The sequence below is a fragment of the Micromonospora sp. KC213 genome, assembly GCF_004348325.1.
GTDB lineage: Bacteria > Actinomycetota > Actinomycetes > Mycobacteriales > Micromonosporaceae > Micromonospora.
Genome location: NZ_SMKF01000144.1, coordinates 1 through 15,835, shown reverse-complemented (window position 1 = coordinate 15,835; position 15,835 = coordinate 1). Strand labels below are relative to the sequence as shown.

General features: G+C 70.3%; 16 protein-coding genes and 1 tRNA gene. 4 read left to right on the top strand and 13 right to left on the bottom strand.

The window, feature by feature from the left end:
- Positions 1–40 precede the first annotated feature (40 nt).
- A complete protein-coding gene (locus E1166_RS23540; protein WP_132342090.1) occupies positions 41–547 on the bottom strand; it encodes a DUF2231 domain-containing protein in 507 nt (168 codons plus the stop codon).
- Positions 548–700: 153 nt separating this feature from the next.
- Between E1166_RS23540 and E1166_RS23535 the strand changes: the two genes are divergently transcribed.
- On the top strand, positions 701–1,318 hold the full coding sequence (locus E1166_RS23535) for a pyridoxamine 5'-phosphate oxidase family protein (RefSeq protein WP_132342088.1): 618 nt from the start codon (positions 701–703) through the stop codon (positions 1,316–1,318).
- A gap of 61 nt (positions 1,319–1,379) precedes the next feature.
- Here E1166_RS23535 and E1166_RS23530 read toward each other — a convergent pair whose 3' ends face one another.
- The 8 genes from E1166_RS23530 to E1166_RS23495 all read right to left on the bottom strand — a co-directional run bounded on the left by E1166_RS23530 (position 1,380) and on the right by E1166_RS23495 (position 9,284).
- Entirely contained in the window at positions 1,380–1,772 is a 393-nt protein-coding gene (locus tag E1166_RS23530; protein WP_132342086.1) for a nuclear transport factor 2 family protein, read from the bottom strand.
- 85 nt (positions 1,773–1,857) lie between these two features.
- Positions 1,858–2,130 carry a hypothetical protein gene (locus E1166_RS23525; RefSeq protein ID WP_132342084.1) on the bottom strand — a complete coding sequence of 91 codons (273 nt, stop codon included), beginning with the start codon at positions 2,128–2,130 and terminating at the stop codon, positions 1,858–1,860.
- A 1-nt stretch (position 2,131) separates the two neighbouring features.
- Positions 2,132–2,413: a hypothetical protein gene (locus E1166_RS23520; RefSeq protein WP_132265173.1), complete on the bottom strand. Its 282-nt coding sequence runs from the start codon at positions 2,411–2,413 to the stop codon at positions 2,132–2,134.
- A 316-nt stretch (positions 2,414–2,729) separates the two neighbouring features.
- Positions 2,730–3,782 carry a hypothetical protein gene (locus E1166_RS23515; RefSeq protein ID WP_132342082.1) on the bottom strand — a complete coding sequence of 351 codons (1,053 nt, stop codon included), beginning with the start codon at positions 3,780–3,782 and terminating at the stop codon, positions 2,730–2,732.
- A 64-nt stretch (positions 3,783–3,846) separates the two neighbouring features.
- Complete coding sequence (locus E1166_RS23510; RefSeq protein ID WP_132342080.1) at positions 3,847–4,470, bottom strand: hypothetical protein; 624 nt, start codon at positions 4,468–4,470, stop codon at positions 3,847–3,849.
- Positions 4,471–4,509: 39 nt separating this feature from the next.
- On the bottom strand, positions 4,510–6,936 hold the full coding sequence (locus tag E1166_RS23505) for a family 43 glycosylhydrolase (RefSeq protein WP_132342078.1): 2,427 nt from the start codon (positions 6,934–6,936) through the stop codon (positions 4,510–4,512).
- 157 nt (positions 6,937–7,093) lie between these two features.
- Positions 7,094–7,330, bottom strand: a complete 237-nt coding sequence (locus E1166_RS23500; protein ID WP_207914455.1) for a hypothetical protein — start codon at positions 7,328–7,330, stop codon at positions 7,094–7,096.
- 736 nt (positions 7,331–8,066) lie between these two features.
- Complete coding sequence (locus tag E1166_RS23495; protein WP_243710488.1) at positions 8,067–9,284, bottom strand: serine hydrolase domain-containing protein; 1,218 nt, start codon at positions 9,282–9,284, stop codon at positions 8,067–8,069.
- A 297-nt stretch (positions 9,285–9,581) separates the two neighbouring features.
- On the opposite strand from E1166_RS23495, the gene E1166_RS23490 reads away from it, so the two are divergent.
- A complete protein-coding gene (locus E1166_RS23490; protein WP_165944417.1) occupies positions 9,582–10,103 on the top strand; it encodes a sigma-70 family RNA polymerase sigma factor in 522 nt (173 codons plus the stop codon).
- A complete protein-coding gene (locus E1166_RS23485; RefSeq protein WP_132342074.1) occupies positions 10,100–11,548 on the top strand; it encodes an extracellular solute-binding protein in 1,449 nt (482 codons plus the stop codon). The genes E1166_RS23490 and E1166_RS23485 overlap by 4 nt, the downstream gene beginning before the upstream one ends.
- Before the next feature lie 380 nt (positions 11,549–11,928).
- Here the strand turns inward: E1166_RS23485 and E1166_RS23480 are convergent, their stop codons facing one another.
- The 4 genes from E1166_RS23480 to E1166_RS23465 form a co-directional block, all read right to left on the bottom strand.
- Complete coding sequence (locus E1166_RS23480; RefSeq protein WP_132342072.1) at positions 11,929–12,684, bottom strand: cation transporter; 756 nt, start codon at positions 12,682–12,684, stop codon at positions 11,929–11,931.
- Positions 12,684–13,013, bottom strand: coding sequence for a metalloregulator ArsR/SmtB family transcription factor (locus E1166_RS23475; protein WP_207914450.1), 330 nt, complete (start codon positions 13,011–13,013; stop codon positions 12,684–12,686). The genes E1166_RS23480 and E1166_RS23475 overlap by 1 nt, the downstream gene beginning before the upstream one ends.
- A 348-nt stretch (positions 13,014–13,361) precedes the next feature.
- Positions 13,362–13,772, bottom strand: a complete 411-nt coding sequence (locus E1166_RS23470; protein ID WP_132342070.1) for a hypothetical protein — start codon at positions 13,770–13,772, stop codon at positions 13,362–13,364.
- Between the two features lie 170 nt (positions 13,773–13,942).
- Positions 13,943–14,016: transfer RNA gene (locus tag E1166_RS23465), tRNA-Thr, on the bottom strand.
- 120 nt (positions 14,017–14,136) lie between these two features.
- On the opposite strand from E1166_RS23465, the gene E1166_RS23460 reads away from it, so the two are divergent.
- On the top strand, positions 14,137–15,835 hold a 1,699-nt coding region (locus E1166_RS23460; protein ID WP_132342068.1), incomplete at its 3' end, for a metallophosphoesterase.

Below are 15,835 nucleotides of genomic sequence, written 5' to 3'. Positions count from 1 at the left end.
CGCCACCCCCGGCCGAACCCGCTGCCGCCGAACTGTTCCGTCATCGCACGTCTCCGATCCGTTGCGTGGCCGCCGGGGGCCGCAGTGAGCTGGGCGCGTCCAGACCGGCCTCCGGGTCGACGCCGACACCGAGCCGGTCGACCAGTTCACCGCCGAGCCAGGCGCTGACGCCGAGCAGGGCCACCGCGACCACCTCGATCGCGATCAGCGCGCCGCCGGCCGTCCGGGACTCGGCGTTGAGCCGGACCGCCCAGACGGCGGCGAAGAGCAGGATCACCGCGACGTTCGCGGCGGCGTGGGTGAGCGCCACCCGCTTGGCGCGGGTGCCGGCCGGGATGGCGAGCAGGTCGACCGTCCCGGCCGCCGCCGCCAGCAGGCCACCGCCGAGGCCGACCGTGATGTTCCAGTACGCCACCTCGCCCAGGAAGTCGGGACCACCGACCGTGTCGACGATGTCGAACAGGGCGCCGGTGACCAGGAGAGCCAGCGGAAACATCACCAGCATCGGGTGCACGGGGTGACCCAGCGCCTTCAGTCGGCTCTCCATGGTGGGCCTCCACTGCTCGCGTCCGGACGCTGATGGGCGGTACCCCCGGCTCGGGTGGGCAAACCTCGCGCTGGCCGGCGCCGCCTACCCTGACGGACGGCGGCCGGCGGCCATCGGAGGCGCCACCGAGGTCAACGGACGGGGGAGTCAGACGTGACGGTGGAGATCACCTCGGCGGAGGAACTGCGCGAGCTGCTGGGGGCACCGATGCCCCGGGCGGTGACCAAGGAACGCGTCGTGCTGCACGAACGGGACCGGCAGTGGCTGGCGGCCTCCCCGTTCTGCCTGGTCGCCACAGCCGGGGCGGACGGCAGCTGCGACGTCTCCCCGAAGGGCGACCCGCCCGGTTTCGTCAAGGTGCTGGACGAGGTCACGCTGGCGATCCCCGAGCGGCCCGGCAACCGACGCGCCGACGGTTACCGCAACATCCTGGAGAACCCGCACGTCGGGCTGATCTTCGTGATTCCCGGGCGCACGGACACCCTGCGGATCAACGGCCGGGCCCGTCTGATCCGCGAGGCACCCTGGTTCGACGACATGGTGGTCAGGGGACATCGGCCGATCCTGGCCATCGAGGTGGTTGTCGAGCAGATCTTCTACCACTGCGCCAAGGCGTTCCTCCGCTCCGAGCTGTGGCAGCCGCAGATTTGGCAGCCGGACGTGCTGCCGCCCCGGCCCCGGCTCGTCAAAGAGGTCGAGAGCGTCCCCGACACGCTGGCCGAACTGGAGCGCCGCTACGGCCCGGAGTACCTGAAGAGCCTGTACCGGTAAGCATCGGCCGGCCGCCGGGATGGCCCGGCTCCAGCCGGCGGGCCGGCGGAGCGTTCCTCGGTCAGCTTTCGGCGGGGCGGGCAGCGATCGGTTGCGTCGGCCAGAACGGCCACTCCTCGAACGAGGCACAGCGCCCGTCCTCGGCGAACCGGATGATCCACAGGTCGCGATACTCCTGGTCGACCGGGTCTGCGTACCGGACCTCCACCCGCGCCACGGCGGTGTTCCCCTCCACCGCGATGATCTCGCTGGTCATCTGGAACACCTCGTCGGGGCCGTTGCGCTCGTCCTCCCACATCCGGGCCAGGGACGGCAGTCCGACGACCGGCGACCGGTAGGGCCCCTGCCGGTAGGTCACCCCGTCGACGAAGATCTCGGCGAGCGTCTTCGTCCCCGGTGTCCGCCACGCCCGCTCGTACGCCGCGATCCAGCCGGCCACCTGCTTCCGGTCCACGGTGTCCAGCCTGCCACCGGGTAGGCCGCCACGACGGCGAACCGGCCGATCCAGATCGTCACGGCCCTGACGGGACGGCAGGCACTCACCCTCGTAGCGCGCGCGACGCCGGGCAGGCGAGTTTCTTCCGCAGGTCGCTAATCTCGGCGGCAAGCTGACGCCCGGTGGCGGTCTGCGGAGGCATCGTGCGGTAGGTGTCGTCGAGCCGCACCACCAGGTCGCACAAACTCCGCTCGGAGGTCCGGGCGACGGAGTTGGCGTACACCATGGACGAGACGGCCACCACCGCCGCGAACACCAACGACGCGAACACGACCTGCCACGCTCGGGACGGCAGGCGCCAGGGCTCGGTCGTCATCTCAATCACCCGTTCCGCAGAGCGGCGGCGATGGCGACGGCGGCGACGGCGAGTCCTGCGGCCGAGACGGCGATGGCGAACTGGTCGTACCGCTGACGCCATTGCTGCGCAGCGACAGCAGCCCGACGCCCGCCGGGATCCCGAGGATCGCCACATACGTCCCCAGGAGAACGGCATTGGCCTGGCCGGGCGGCACGATCGCCGTCTGGTGAACTATCCCGCCGAGGCCCACGAAGATGCAGCCACCATCGAGAATGATCCTGATTGCTCGTTCTGCTCTCACTGCGCACAGGTCCTAACCCTTTCGTCACCTCCTGGCCGTCGCTCGCCGAGTGGGCGAAGCACCAGTTGGCTGATCGAGGTTGATACGCCTGGAGGCCGCACGCGCCGCCGGCACCAGCGGCGCCGCGGGTGCGCCTACCCAGGCGACGCACTGCGCCGGGCGTACCTCCACGGTAGCGAGACAGAGGGCAAAAGCCCAGGTCAGAGCCACTATCTGCAAACATGCGCAGGAGCGCCGCTCGCTGCGGGGTCGCCGCACCGATCACCACACGGCGTCCGGTGCCGCTCGATCGGGGGTGGCCGGTGACCCGGCAAGGTCAGCGCGCTGAACCCGTCGAGACCCCTGCCGTGGTGGCGGAGGCGCGACCCTCCTGCCGGGCCAGTTCGAGCAGCAGGGCGAGCCGCCGACGACGACGGCGACGCAGAGCCCGGAGCGCCAGGGCGACCGCCACGAGAACGACCACCAGGCACAGTTGCGGCCACGGCACCGCCCAGACCGTCACGGTTGACGTGGCCGGTCGGGCCTCGGCGACGATCCCGTCGCCGAGCGCCGCCGGAGTCACCGCCACGGTCGTCCGCAACAGGCCCAGCCCCCAGACACCGCCGACGCGGGCCTGGGCCACCCGGCTGCCGCCGGGCAGCAGCTCCTCGACGTCGACCGTGGTGTCCCGCCCGGCGAGGCCGAACAGTTCCGAGACGGTCACCCGACCCTTGCCGGACGCCCAGGCGTTGCCGTCGTTCGCCACCGTGTAGCGGACCCGGACGGTGCCCGGCGAGAACGGGTTCCAGGAGTGGCCGTACGTGGCGGTGAGGCCGTCGATGGCCAGGGCCGCCAGGGCCGTGCCGCTCACGCGCAGCATGACCCGGAAGCCGACCCGGCTCTCGACGGCGACCGTGCCCCCGTTGCTGGTGACCGACGCCGCGATGCCCGCCGGGTGGTCACCCGGCGTGGCGTTCCGGGGCACAGCGATGGTGAACGGCACCACCTTCGTCTCGTTCGCACCGACGGTGACCGTGTTCCGCACCCTGATCCAGGTGCCGCCGTCCTTCGACGCCTCGCCCGAGGGCAGCATGTTGAAGCGGCCCTTGTCGGTGAGGTAGCCGTCGGCGGCCTGGAGGCGGAAGACCGCGGCTCTGTCGCTGAAGTTGCGCACGGCCAGGTGCTCCGTCACCACCTGCCCGGGATCGAGGGTGCGCTCGATCCACCGCCGACCGTCCGGGCCGTCCGGATTGGCCGGCTGCACCGCCCAGGTCAGCTTCGGCGCGGCGGGTTTCGCGCCGGCACCGGTGGGCGCGACCGGAACGGTGACGAGCACCGCGGCCAGCACGGCGAGCAGCCTCGGCAGCGCCTGCGGCACGGAACGGATCATCGGGTGTCCTTCGGCGGCCGGGGTGCGGGGTGGGGCCGCTGCGACGGCCCCACCCCGCGCGCGATCATTCGAACAGGGACAGGGTCAACGTCGAGGTGTACGCCCCCGCGGCGACGTCCGCCGGGGTGCGCAGGTACAGGTCGGCGTTGACGGAGTACGAGTCACCGGCGACGGCCCCGGAGTCGTACGTCGACATCAGCAACTCCTGGTCGGCCAGGCCGACATTGTTGCCGGGCTGGGTCGGTTCGTCCAGGACGGTCACGACCTCCTCGCCCTCGGTGACCGACCCGGTGGCCCCACCGTCGATCAGCCTCGGCTTCCAGCCGAGGTGACCGGCGCTGATCGGTGCCTGCCCGGCGTTGCCGACGAAGTCGCTCGCACTGCCGACCACGGCCCAGGCCGCACCGGCCGGCACCTCGTCGGCGGTACGGGTGTCGGTGACCGTCACCGTCGGCAGCGTGCCGACGAACTGGCGGACCAGCAGGGTAGAGCCGTCCTCGGACAGCGCGACGGAGTCGCCCGCGATCGACAGGGCGAGCACGCCCGGCTCCCGGATCTCCTCGATGTCGACCGTTACCCGTACGTCGTCGTCCTCGGCCACCGCGGGCGACGGCAGCGCCGTCGTCCCGGCCAGGAGGGCAGTCGCGGCACCGGCCGCGAACAGCCGCCTACGCTTCCATGCGTTCATGTGATCTCCGTTGACGTCTGCCGTTGGTGGGTTCGTTGATCATCTGCCGCAGCTGATGGCGGGGTGGGTGGCGGTGGCGACGGTGGTCACGGTGCTGCCGTCGATGGTGCCGGTGGCCCGGACGGTGGCGGTGCCGGCGGCGACCGAGGCCGCGCGGGTGGCGAAGGACTGGTAGGCGTTGGCGCCGGGCGCGACGCCGGTGAACGTCCGGTTGCCGTGGACGGTTTCCAGGGTGATGTCGACGGGTGCGGTGTGGCCGTTGTGTGCCTGCACCGCGACGTACGCCCGGCCCCCGACGCACCGCGCCTGGGCGCTCGCCGTCACCGGCAGCTCGGGCCGGCCGGTCGCGGCCTCGAACTCCCAGGAGTCGATCTCGAAGAGGTCCGTTCCGGCGGGGCCCTCGTAGGTGAAGTAGACGTCGTGCACGCCGCTGACGCCCTCGATCGCCGCGGTTACCTCGGCCCACCCGCCGGCCGGCGGGTCGACCGGGACCGTGCCGACCACGGGACCCGCGACGTCGCCCAGGCGTACCTGGATCCGGCCGCCGACGGCCAGCGCCCGCACCTTCGCCGTCACGCTGGCGACGCCGTCGGTGCCGAAGTCGACGGACGACAGCGCCGTCCAGTCGCCGCTGTCGATGTCCCGCACCACCAGGTTCGGCGCCGAGGTGCCGAACTGGGCGGAGCCGCCGTCGACCTTCGCGGTCGCGACGCCCTTGCTCCAGCCGAAGGTCTCCGCCTCGAAGACGCGGAACGGGTCGAAGTTCCTGACCTGGTCCACGCCGGCGTAGGTGCCCACGACCTGCTGGATCGTGCCGTCCGGGTTGAAGGTCAACTCCTGGATGTGCGGGCTGCGGTACCCCTGCGTGGTGTTGCCGTTGATGCGCTTGTTGAGCGTCGGGGCATGGTAGGTGAAGTAGTACTTGCCCTCGAACTCGAACACCGACTGGTGGTTGTTGCCGCCGGTGCCGGCGCCGAAGAACTGCGACTGGTTGGGGAACAGCACGCCCGCGTAGGTCTCCTTCGGCCACGACATCGGGTTGTCGGAGATCAGGTAGCCGATCTGGCCGGCGCCGGGGTAGCCGGGCAGCGGCGTCTGGTTGCCGCCGAAGTCGGGCCCGCCGAAGTGCGACGAGTACGAGAGGTAGTACTTGCCGGCGCGCTTGAAGACCTGCGCCGCCTCGAAGGAGACCGGCGTGTCGACCACCACCGCCGACCCCTGGGTCGAGATCATGTCATCGCCGAGCTTGATCGCCCGGATGTTCTTCGGGTTGTTGAAGCGCTCGGCGGCCGGCATGCTCGTCGACGCGGGGCCGCCGCCGAAGTAGAGGTAGGCCTGGCCGTCGTCGTCCACCAGCGGAGCCGGGTCGAACTTCCACGCGACGTCCTCGGCGCCGGGCGTACTGCCGTTGATCAGCGTGCTCGTGCGCTCGCTGGTCCACGGGCCGAGCGGCGACTCACCCGTGATCACGTTGCTCGAACCGCCGCCGTTGGCGTAGTAGAGGAAGAACTTCTCCTTCCCGTTCACCGTCTTCTTGGCCATTCCGGGTGCCCACGAGTTGCCGGTGAACGGCGCCACGCCGTTCGGGCCCGCGACCTGGATCTCGCCGTGGTCCGTCCAGTTCACGAGGTCCTCGGAGGAGATCAGCGTGATCTGGTTGATGCTGCCGTAGTTGATGCCCGGCGAGACGCCCGTGACCGGGTCGGGTGCGTAGCCCTGGGTGTCGTTGGTCAGGTACAGGTACACCCGGCCGCCGTGCACGAAGCCGAAACCGTCGGCGCCGAACTTGTGTCCGATCAAGGGGTTGTGCTCACCGGGCAGCTTGCCGACCACCTCGATGGTCTTCGACGGCGGCGGGGGCGGTGCCGCGCCGACCACCGACACGTCGTCGAGCTTGAAGTCCATGAGGTGCAGGTCCGGGTTGCTGGCCGGCGCGCTCGTCCACGGCGTCTCGAAGAACAGCCGCGCCGTCGACACGTTCTGCGTCGCCGGGATCGTGAAGGTCCCGTTGAACTGCGCCCACTGGCCCTTCGTCGCGACCACGCTGACCAGGTTGGTGTAGGTGGACCCGCCGTAGTGCATCGTGGCGAAGAACTGCTTCGTCGCCGGCCCGTTCGCGTTCTCGTACTTGACGCGGGCCGTCAGGGTGTAGGTCTGCCCGGCCTGCACCTTGCCGCTGAGATCCTGCATCGGCCCGGACCCGGTCGTCGCCCGGCCGGTGACGAGCACCGCGCTCGAACCGGAGTAGGCGTCTGGGGTCGACGACAGCACGGCGCTGTCGGTCGGGTTGCCGTTGTTCGCGAACCAGTTGGTGAGGCCGGCCTCGAACCCTCCGTTCACGATGAGGTTCTGCTCGGCGGCCTGGACCGGCGTCGACGTGGCGACCAGCCCCGCCGTCAGCATGGCACCGACCGCCGCGATCGCGGTGACCCGTCGCCGGGTAGCCCCTCGCAAGCGTTGTTTCACCCGTGTCCTCCTTCGCTCTGACATGCACTGTGGTCACCGACCCTGCTTTCGGTCGGCGCGACGGTTGGCCCTGTGGCAGGACGGGCGGCCGGGTCGAGGCGCGGGAGACCGGCTCGACCCGGCCGCCGGGAAGATGCCGGTGATGTGCCGTGGCGGGCTATCCACGACAGCTGATGGCGGGGTGGGTGCGGGTGGCGAAGGACTGGTAGGCGTTGGCGCCGGGCGCGACGCCGGTGAACGTCCGGGTGCCGTGGACGGTTCCCGGGGTGGTGCCGACGGGTGCGGTGTGGCGGTTGTCGCTGACCGGCTGGGGCTGCTCGCGTATCGACGAGCTTGCCTGCACCGCGACGTACGCCCGGCCCCCGACGCACCGCACCTGGGCGCTCGCCGTCACCGGCGCACAGGAACGTGCCCCTGACCGCGGCGAGAACCGCCGCAGCCCTCCGGACGCCGCAGATACACCAGGACCCACGGACACCTTCAATCGCACTCCAAACGCGAACATGGCGGAGCTTCATAGTGTTATCGCTCACATACGCTGTCAAGATGTCGCCGTGACTTGCCGAAAATCTGCGTGAAACAGTCGCGATGCGCCTTGAAGCGCTCCTCCGAGCGCCAACCCAACCGCCGCTGATCAGGCATAGCATGCTCGAGTCGTGACAAAATACCTGGAAAGGATGTATCGGACTCAAGCCTACGAGCAACGAATACCGGGCGTCATGTTTGCGCTAATACGCTCACCCCTGCACCGGATGGAGCAACCCAGATCGCACCGTTGCACGACTATGTTGAAAAGTGGAAGACAAATGAGCGTCGACAATGCCGTAACTCATCTTCGCGGCCTTCCCTGTGTGGGGGATTCGGGTGACGATTCACATCGCATAGACAACCGCGCGGCCCTGACCAACGCTCCCGCTGGTCAGGGCCGCGCTCCGAGCCGCCTGACGGAATCGAACCGTCGACCTACGCTTACCGGATGTCACGGTCCTGAGCTCGTCACTGTCTTGCCGGGCACGTCCCTGCGCGCCGCCAACCGGATGCCCCGCACACCTCAGCAGCGCACACGGGAGAACGAGCCCCACGGCAGCGACCACGAGGGCTGCGGCGGGGAGGCCGTGGCCTTCGCTGCGTCAGGGCAGCGTAAATCCCGGTGCGGTGACCCACGAGTGCCGGCCGGTGCTCCTGTCGGGCCGCCCCGGGCAGAGCCCTTCCTGGACAACGGCGTCGATGGCGTCGGCGATCGGGTCGGGCGCTCCGGGCGGGTTGTAGAAGCTCATATTGGCGGCCACCGTGATCTGGCGGGCGCCGTCGGCGCTGTGCAGCGAGATGGTGCTGTATCCGAAGCCGAGTCCGTCATGACCCCAGACAGGGCCGCAGGGCAGTGGACGGGTCCAGATACCCAACCCGTAGGAGCCCTTCTCAGGATGCGCCGGGTCGCGCGGGACGACAGTCCGTAGCTGGGCCAGTTCCGCCGGACGGAGCAGGCGGCCGGTCAGCAGTGCCCGGTAGAAGCGGTTGACGTCGGTCGGTGTGGACACCAGCTCGCCGGCGAGCCACAGCCAGGACATGTTGTACTCGCTGAAGTCGCGCAGGATTCCCTCGCCCCATGGGATGTACGCCTCGGAGTGAGGCCCGACGATCCTGGTGGCGTGGCCCGGGAGGTAGGTGCCAGACAGGCCCAGCGGCCGGATGATCCGCCGGTTGATCTCGTACGCGGCCGGCCGGCCGGTCACCTGCTCCAGGATCAGGCCCGCGAGGATGTAGTTGGTGTTGGAGTAGGACCAGCCGGTTCCGGGGGTACCGGTTCGTGGCTGCGCCAAGCCCATCCGCGCCAGATCCCGCGGCTCGAAGGTGGTGTACCGCCGCGCCTCGATGTCCTCGCCGCTGCGGAACAGCACCGGCACGTAGTCACCCAACCCGCTGGTGTGGTTGAGCAGCATCCGTACCGTGACCCCGGGCACGGCGAACTCGGGCAGGTAGCGGCCGAGCGGGGCGTCGAGCGCCAGCCTGCCCTCGCCGACCAGTTGGAGCAGCGCCGTCGCGACGAACGTCTTGGTGATGCTGCCAACCCGGTGTCGCATGTGCGGGCGGACCGGTCGCCCGGTGTCCACGTCAGCCACGCCACTCGCGGCGGTGGTGGCGTGCCGGCCGTCGCGCAGCTCGGCGAAGACGCCGGGCATCCCAGCCGCGGTGACCGCGTCGAGCCCGGCGCGCAGGCCGCTGTCGGGGCGAGCGCCGGCCGCCGGGGCGCCAGCTGTGGCGAGCAGAATCGCGGTCAGAGCCGCGGCCAGCGATGCTCGCCAGATCCTCGGGTAGGTGTGGAACCAGGACCAGTACATAGGGGACATGCCTCCTTCGACAAGGTGAGGGCCCTGCCGTCCGGTCGGGGACCGACGTCTGACACCCGTGCGGGGCGCTCGGGCCTCTCACGTGGCCTTCAGATGCGGTACGCCTACGACGGCCGGATTCGCTGCGTCCGGACCCGACGGATTCGGCACCGGTGGACGAATGGCGGTGGCACTCCACGCCCGTCCACCTCGGGCGGAGCTCTCGGGAACGCCGACCAAGCGCCGCGTGTCGGAATTCCGACACTCGCCGTGGCAGCGAATCCAGCCGGTCCTGGCGTTACCGGCCAGGAGGTGTCCATGCACGCCGATGCGGAGACCGGGGCGGAGGAGTTCGCCCGTACGCGGCTGGAGTCGCTACGACGGTTCGCGTACCTGATCTGCGGCAGCCTGGCCGAGGCCGACGACCTGGCGCAGATCGCGGTGGTCGAGGTGTGGCGACACTGGACGGCCGCGGCGGCCAACCCTGAGGCATATGCCCGCCGCGTCATCGTCACACGCAACGTGAGTCGGTGGCGGCGTTGGCGGCGGGAGGTGCCGGTCGACGCGGCAACCGTCGAGCGGGACGATCCCGCGCGGGCCCGCGTGAGCGAACCCACGCTGTGGCAGGCCCTACAGACGCTACGCAAGCCTGAGCGGACCGTGATCGTTCTACACGTGCTCTACGCGTACACGTTCGCCGAGATCGCCGCGATGTCCGACGAGCCGGTGGGCACCGTCTCCAGCCGGTACGCCCGCTCCCGGCTGGCCTTGAGCCGGTACCTGAAGAGCCAGGCGGACGAGGACCCCGACGCGGCCTGGATTGCGAGGTGGGCAGTGTGAACGAGCACGATCGGCTCACCCGTCGCCTTGCGGCGATGCTCTCCGAGGCGCAGGACGCCGTCCCGCCGGCGACCGACGTCATGACTCCGTTCCGGCGCCGCTACGCCCAGGCCCGGCGACGGCGTGTCCGGACGCTGGCCGTGGCGTGCGCCGTCATGGTGGTGGCGGCCACCGTCCTGGTCGGCGCGGCGTGGGCCCCCGGGTCACGCCGGCCAGCAGACCTGGCGGGACCGCCGGCCGGCGGGGACGACAAGATTCAGGTGTGGACCCTGCGCTCGCAGTCGCGGCTTCCCGCCCTGCACGCCTGCGCCGCCGAGTTCAGCCGGGGCGCGGACATCGAGGTCGACATCGCGTCCCACCCCAACCAGCGGTACCAGCAGCAGTTGCGGGAAGCCCTGACGTCGACCGACCCGCCCGACATCTTCTTCCACTGGGGTGGCGGCGGTATGGCCGAGATGGTGCGGGAAAAACAGGTGCTGGATCTGACCAGGGCACTGCGTGCGCGCCCAGAGGTCGCCAGCGCGTTCGCACCGGAGGTCCTCGCCGGCGGTCGGGTGGACGGCCGGCAGTACGGGCTGCCCGCGAGCGGGGTGGAACCCGTCATGCTCTTCTACAACCGGCGCGTCTTTGCCCAGGCTGATCTGCGACCACCCGAGACGTACACCGACCTGCTCGCTCTGGTGGACGCGTTCAAGGCCAGGGGGATCGACCCCCTCGCGCTGGCCGGCGCCGACGGGTGGTCCGAACTGATGTACCTGATGTACCTGGTGGACCGGATCGGTGGCCCGCGGCCCTTCGCCGACATCGCGGCGGGCCGGCCCGGTGCCTGGTCGCACCCGGCCGTGCTGCAGGCGGCGCGGATGGCGCGGGAGCTGGTCGAGCGGGGCGCGTTCGGCCGTGACTTCACCACGCTGCGCTACGACGACGGGGGCAGCTCGGGCCGGCTGGCGTCCGGGCAGGCCGCCATGCAGCTCATGGGCAGCTGGGAGTACGCCCTGCAACTGACCCTCGATCCGGACTTCGTCCGGGACGGCGATCTCGGGTGGGTACCCTTCCCCGCCGTGCCCGGCGGCGCCGGAGACCCCGCCAACGTGGTGGGGGTCCCGGGCAGCTACTACTCCGTCTCGTCCGCGAGCCTTGACGCCGAACAGGCGGTGGACGTCCTCTTCTCGCTGTTGACCTGCGATCGGTACGTAGACGCGCTGCTGCGCGGCGGCGAGGTACCGGCCGTGACCGACGTGCCGGCACGAGCGGCCGGAACGCCGCACGAGGAGTTCATCCGGTCGACGCACCGCCTGGCGGCTGCCGCGCCGTCCCTCACGTTGGCCTGGGACCAGGCGTTGAGCCCGACCGCCGGTGCCGCGCTCAACGCCAACCTGCGTCGGCTGTTCGCCCTGGAGTTCACCGCCGAGCAGTTCGCGGCAGCCATGAACGAGGCCCGCTGATGGCGCAGCCCGGACAACCTGTGCCACTCTCTCCGTTAGGCGCAGTGCCGGGTGGCTGAGCGCGGCGATGGCTGGTCACGAGGGCGCGTTGCTGCGGGTGTAGGCAGCGGGACTCCGGTAGGGAGGTACGCCGCCACGACAGCCTCACCGCCGGGAGTCCCGCTGTTGGTGGAGTCTGTCATTACGCGTGTGGCCGGGGACGGCGGCAGGTCCGTTCGCCCCTGGTCACGGGTGAACTGACCCCGTAGGTGCCATTCAGCATGATGATGTGCGGCCCGTCACGCCGTCGCCGCGTTGGTTGCGGTGCGCGCGGTGGTCAGCTCGGCGTGGAACGCAGCCCGCGCCTCGGGCGGCATTCGCCGCCCGAGGCGCCAGTGTGGTCATGTCGCGTCGGTCGCGCAGCAGGAGCAGCCCGGCTGGCATCCGCACGCGTCACCCTCGCCGGTGCCGTGCCCGTCTGCTGCGGTGCCGGTGTCAGCGACGGGGGCGGTGAGGGGGACGGTGCAGCAGGTGTCGCCGCGCCACGCCTCGCGGCCTTCCTTGACCGCCACGGCGGCGATGACCAGTGCGGCGACGGGGTCGGCCCAGGACCACCCGAACAGGCTGTTCACTCCGAGGCCGACGAGCAGGACCGCCGACAGGTACGTGCACAGCAGGGTCTGCTTGGAGTCGGCGACCGCCGAGCGGGAGCCGAGTTCCCGGCCGGCGCGGCGTTGCGCGTACGACAGCACCGGCATGATCGCCAGCGACAGCGCGGCCAGCACCAGACCGATGCTGGAGTGCTCGGCCTCAGCGCCACCGACCAGCGCCCGCACCGACTCCACCGTCACGTAGGCGGCGAGAGCGAAGAACGAGACCGCGATGATCCGCAGGGCGACCTTCTCCCGCGTCTGCGGGTCACGGCCGGCGAACTGCCATGCCACCGCCGCCGCCGACGACACCTCGATCACCGAGTCCAGCCCGAAGCCGATCAGCGCGGTCGACGACGCGATCGTGCCGGCGGTGATCGCCACGACCGCCTCGATGACGTTGTAGGTGATCGTGGCGGCGACGAGCAGCCGCACCCGGCGGGCGAGCACCTGCCGGCGCACCGGCGACGGCCCCGCGGGTGCCGGGGTGACCAGGGGCCGGGTCATCAGCAGCAGCCCTTCTCGTCGGAATCCGCGCAGGCGGCCGGGTCGACCGCCAGCACCAGGCCGAGCAGGTCCGCCAGGGCATGCGCCAGGCGGGCGTCGGCCAGCTCATAGCGGGTGCGGCGGCCCTGCGGCACCGCGACCACCAGGCCACAGCCGCGCAGACACGACAGGTGGTTCGACAGGTTCTGCCGGGTCGTGCCCAGCAGCTCAGCCAACTCCGCCGGATATCCCGGCCCGTCGCGCAGGGCCAGCAACAGCCGCGCCCGCGTCGGGTCGGACAGGGCATGGCCGAAGCGGGCCAGCACCTGCCCGTGCGTCAACGTCTCCACACCACAGATAGTACATTCGAAGCTGTACCAATAGGAGCGACCACTGGGCTGTCCGACCGCGTCGTCTGAGGGGTTCTGACCATCGGCGCGCTGCGTTGCGCCAGTCCAGCACGCCCTGGGCCTGTAGATAGACAAACACGAGGCCTTAGCCAGCGCTGACGCTGACCAGGGCCTCACTCTGAGCCGCCTGACGGGATCGAACCGTCGACCTACGCATCACGAGACCAAGACGGGCGACCCGCCGACCTGGGCACATGATGGTCTAGCAGCGGAAATACCTTCCGACATCTCTCACCGCTCCCCCAGCTTCGGTGGACCTCCTGCCGACTAGATGCGGACCGTCCGCGGCTAGCAGGCAGACTTCTGGACGAAGGTTTCGCGCTCCCCGGTGTCCGGGTCGTCGGCCCACTGCCACAGGCTCACCTCCCCCCGCCAGCTGCGCTGGGTGTTCAGTTCAAGGCTTGCTTTGGCATCCTTCATCCTCAGAACTAGCTGACCATCCGCTGCCAAGTCGCCCGGGCGCAGCTGACCGCTACCGGAAACCGTGTCCGTAGAGCCGTCCGCGTTGGGACCGAACATGGCCTCAGACACCGTGAAGGCGTGATCTGGCGTGATCTGGATGACCCCACCCTGACCGGACTGGAAAACCCCGCACAGAGCGTCGATGCGAACCGGCCACAGTGCGCGCCAGGCAAGGGCACCTGGCAACAGCGCTACGAGGAGGCCGGCGGCCACAAGCACCGTCTTTCCCCTACTCATGCTCGTCTCCTGCCGATGTCCGCCGTCAGCTTGGCCAGCATCCTGCCCGCGTTGGATGAGGCGGTCGCTGCGCGGGATGCGGACTATCTTGCGGATTCGCACCAGCGGCGGCAGTGTGGTCGACCTTGGGAAACGGCGAAGCCCAGGCCGTTGACCTGGGCTTCTCACCGAGCCGCCTGACGGAATCGAACCGTCGACCTACGCATTACGAGTGCGTCGCTCTAGCCGACTGAGCTAAGGCGGCAACGATCAGCAAGTGTACGCCACCGCACCCCGACCGGCCGAGGGGGTTCCCTCACCGCGATCCGGACATCCGACGGTTGCGTGACTGCGGGATCGACGGACGCCGACTACGCTGCGCCGGGTGACGGACGACGCAGGAAGCCACTCCGAAGCCGTACCCGCCGAGGACACTCCCGGTGAGCGGGCCGCCCGCCGGCCGCGCAGCACGGATCCCGTCGAGCTGGGTTTCACCCCTCGCGGGCCGGTGCCGTGGCTCGCGCCGTTCCTGCTGATCAGCACCGGCATCCGTACGCTGCTGGCGATGTTGTTCGGGGCGTACCTGGACAAACGGGAGTTGCAGAACGCCCTGGAATCGCGGATCAACCGGCAGGTCGGGCCGGACGGCGGGCTGTGGCTGGACTACGTGGCGGACCTCGGTGACGGCTTCAACGCCACCTACTCGGTGGCGTACCTGCTGGCGCAGCCGGAGCTGACGGTGGACGGGCACCGGCTGCCCCGGGCGCAGACCCTGGTGATGGGGGGCGACCAGGTCTACCCGTCGGCGGCCTACGAGGCGTACGAGGACCGCTGCAAGGGCCCGTACCAGGCGGCGCTGCCCTGCCCCCCGCCGGAGCGACCGACGCTGTTCGCCGTCCCCGGCAACCACGACTGGTACGACGGCCTGACTGCCTTCCTACGGCTCTTCGCCCGATCCCGGGACCGCCACTTCGGCGGTTGGGGCACCGGCCAGTCCCGTTCGTACTTCGCGGTCGAACTGCCGGCCGACTGGTGGCTACTCGGCCTCGACGACCAGTCCGGGTCGTACCTGGACGATCCGCAGCTCGCCTACTTCGACGAGGTCGCCCGGAGACTGGGACCGGGCAGCCGGGTGATCCTGGCGGTGCCGGCACCGACCTGGGTCAAGGCCGTCGACCACCCCACCGCGTACGACTCGATCGACTACTTCATCCGTACGATCATCGCCCCCACCGGCGCGCACGTGCGGCTGCTGATCTCGGGCGACCTGCACCACTACGCCCGGTACGCCGGCCCGGATCGGCAGCTCGTCACCTGCGGCGGTGGCGGCGCCTACCTCTATCCGACACACAAGCTGCCCGAGCGGATCGAGGTGCCGCCGAAGGACACCCTGTCCCGGCGGGCCAGCCGCACCCGGTCGTACGAGCTGGCCGGCCGGTATCCGGATGCCGCGCGTTCCCGCCGGTACGGCTGGGGAATCTTCGCCCGGCTGCCGTTGCGCAACCCTGGTTTCACCGCGTTGCTCGGCATCCTGCACACGATGTTGATGCTGGCCGTGGCCGGGATCGCCGACAACCGGGCGGGCACCACCGAGCAGCGGCTGTTCAGCGTCCCGCTGCTGCTTGTACTGGGGGTGACGCTGCTGGGTGCGGTGTTCTTCGCCAAGCCACCCACGGCTCGCGGAAAACGGTACGCGCGGCACTGGATCCTGGGGGCCGGCCATGGCCTGGCCCATGTGGCGTTGGCCGTGGCCGGCGCGTGGTTGTGGCTGGCCCTGCCGTTCCACGACTGGTCGTGGCCGCTGCCCGTGGTCGCTGCCACGGTCGGCTACGCCCCGGCCGTCGGGCTGGTGGCCAGCCAGGTGGTGGCGGGCTACCTGCTGATCGCGGGCGGTTTCGGGGTCAACCTCAACGAACTCTTCGCCGGTCAGGGCATCGAGGACGCGAAATCCTTCCTGCGCATGCGTATCACCCCGGACGGCACCCTGACCATCTATCCGATCGCCGTCGACCGGGTGGCCCGTGGTTGGCACCTCAACCCCGACCAGTCCCCCTCCGCCAGCTGGCTGGTCCCCACCACTGTCC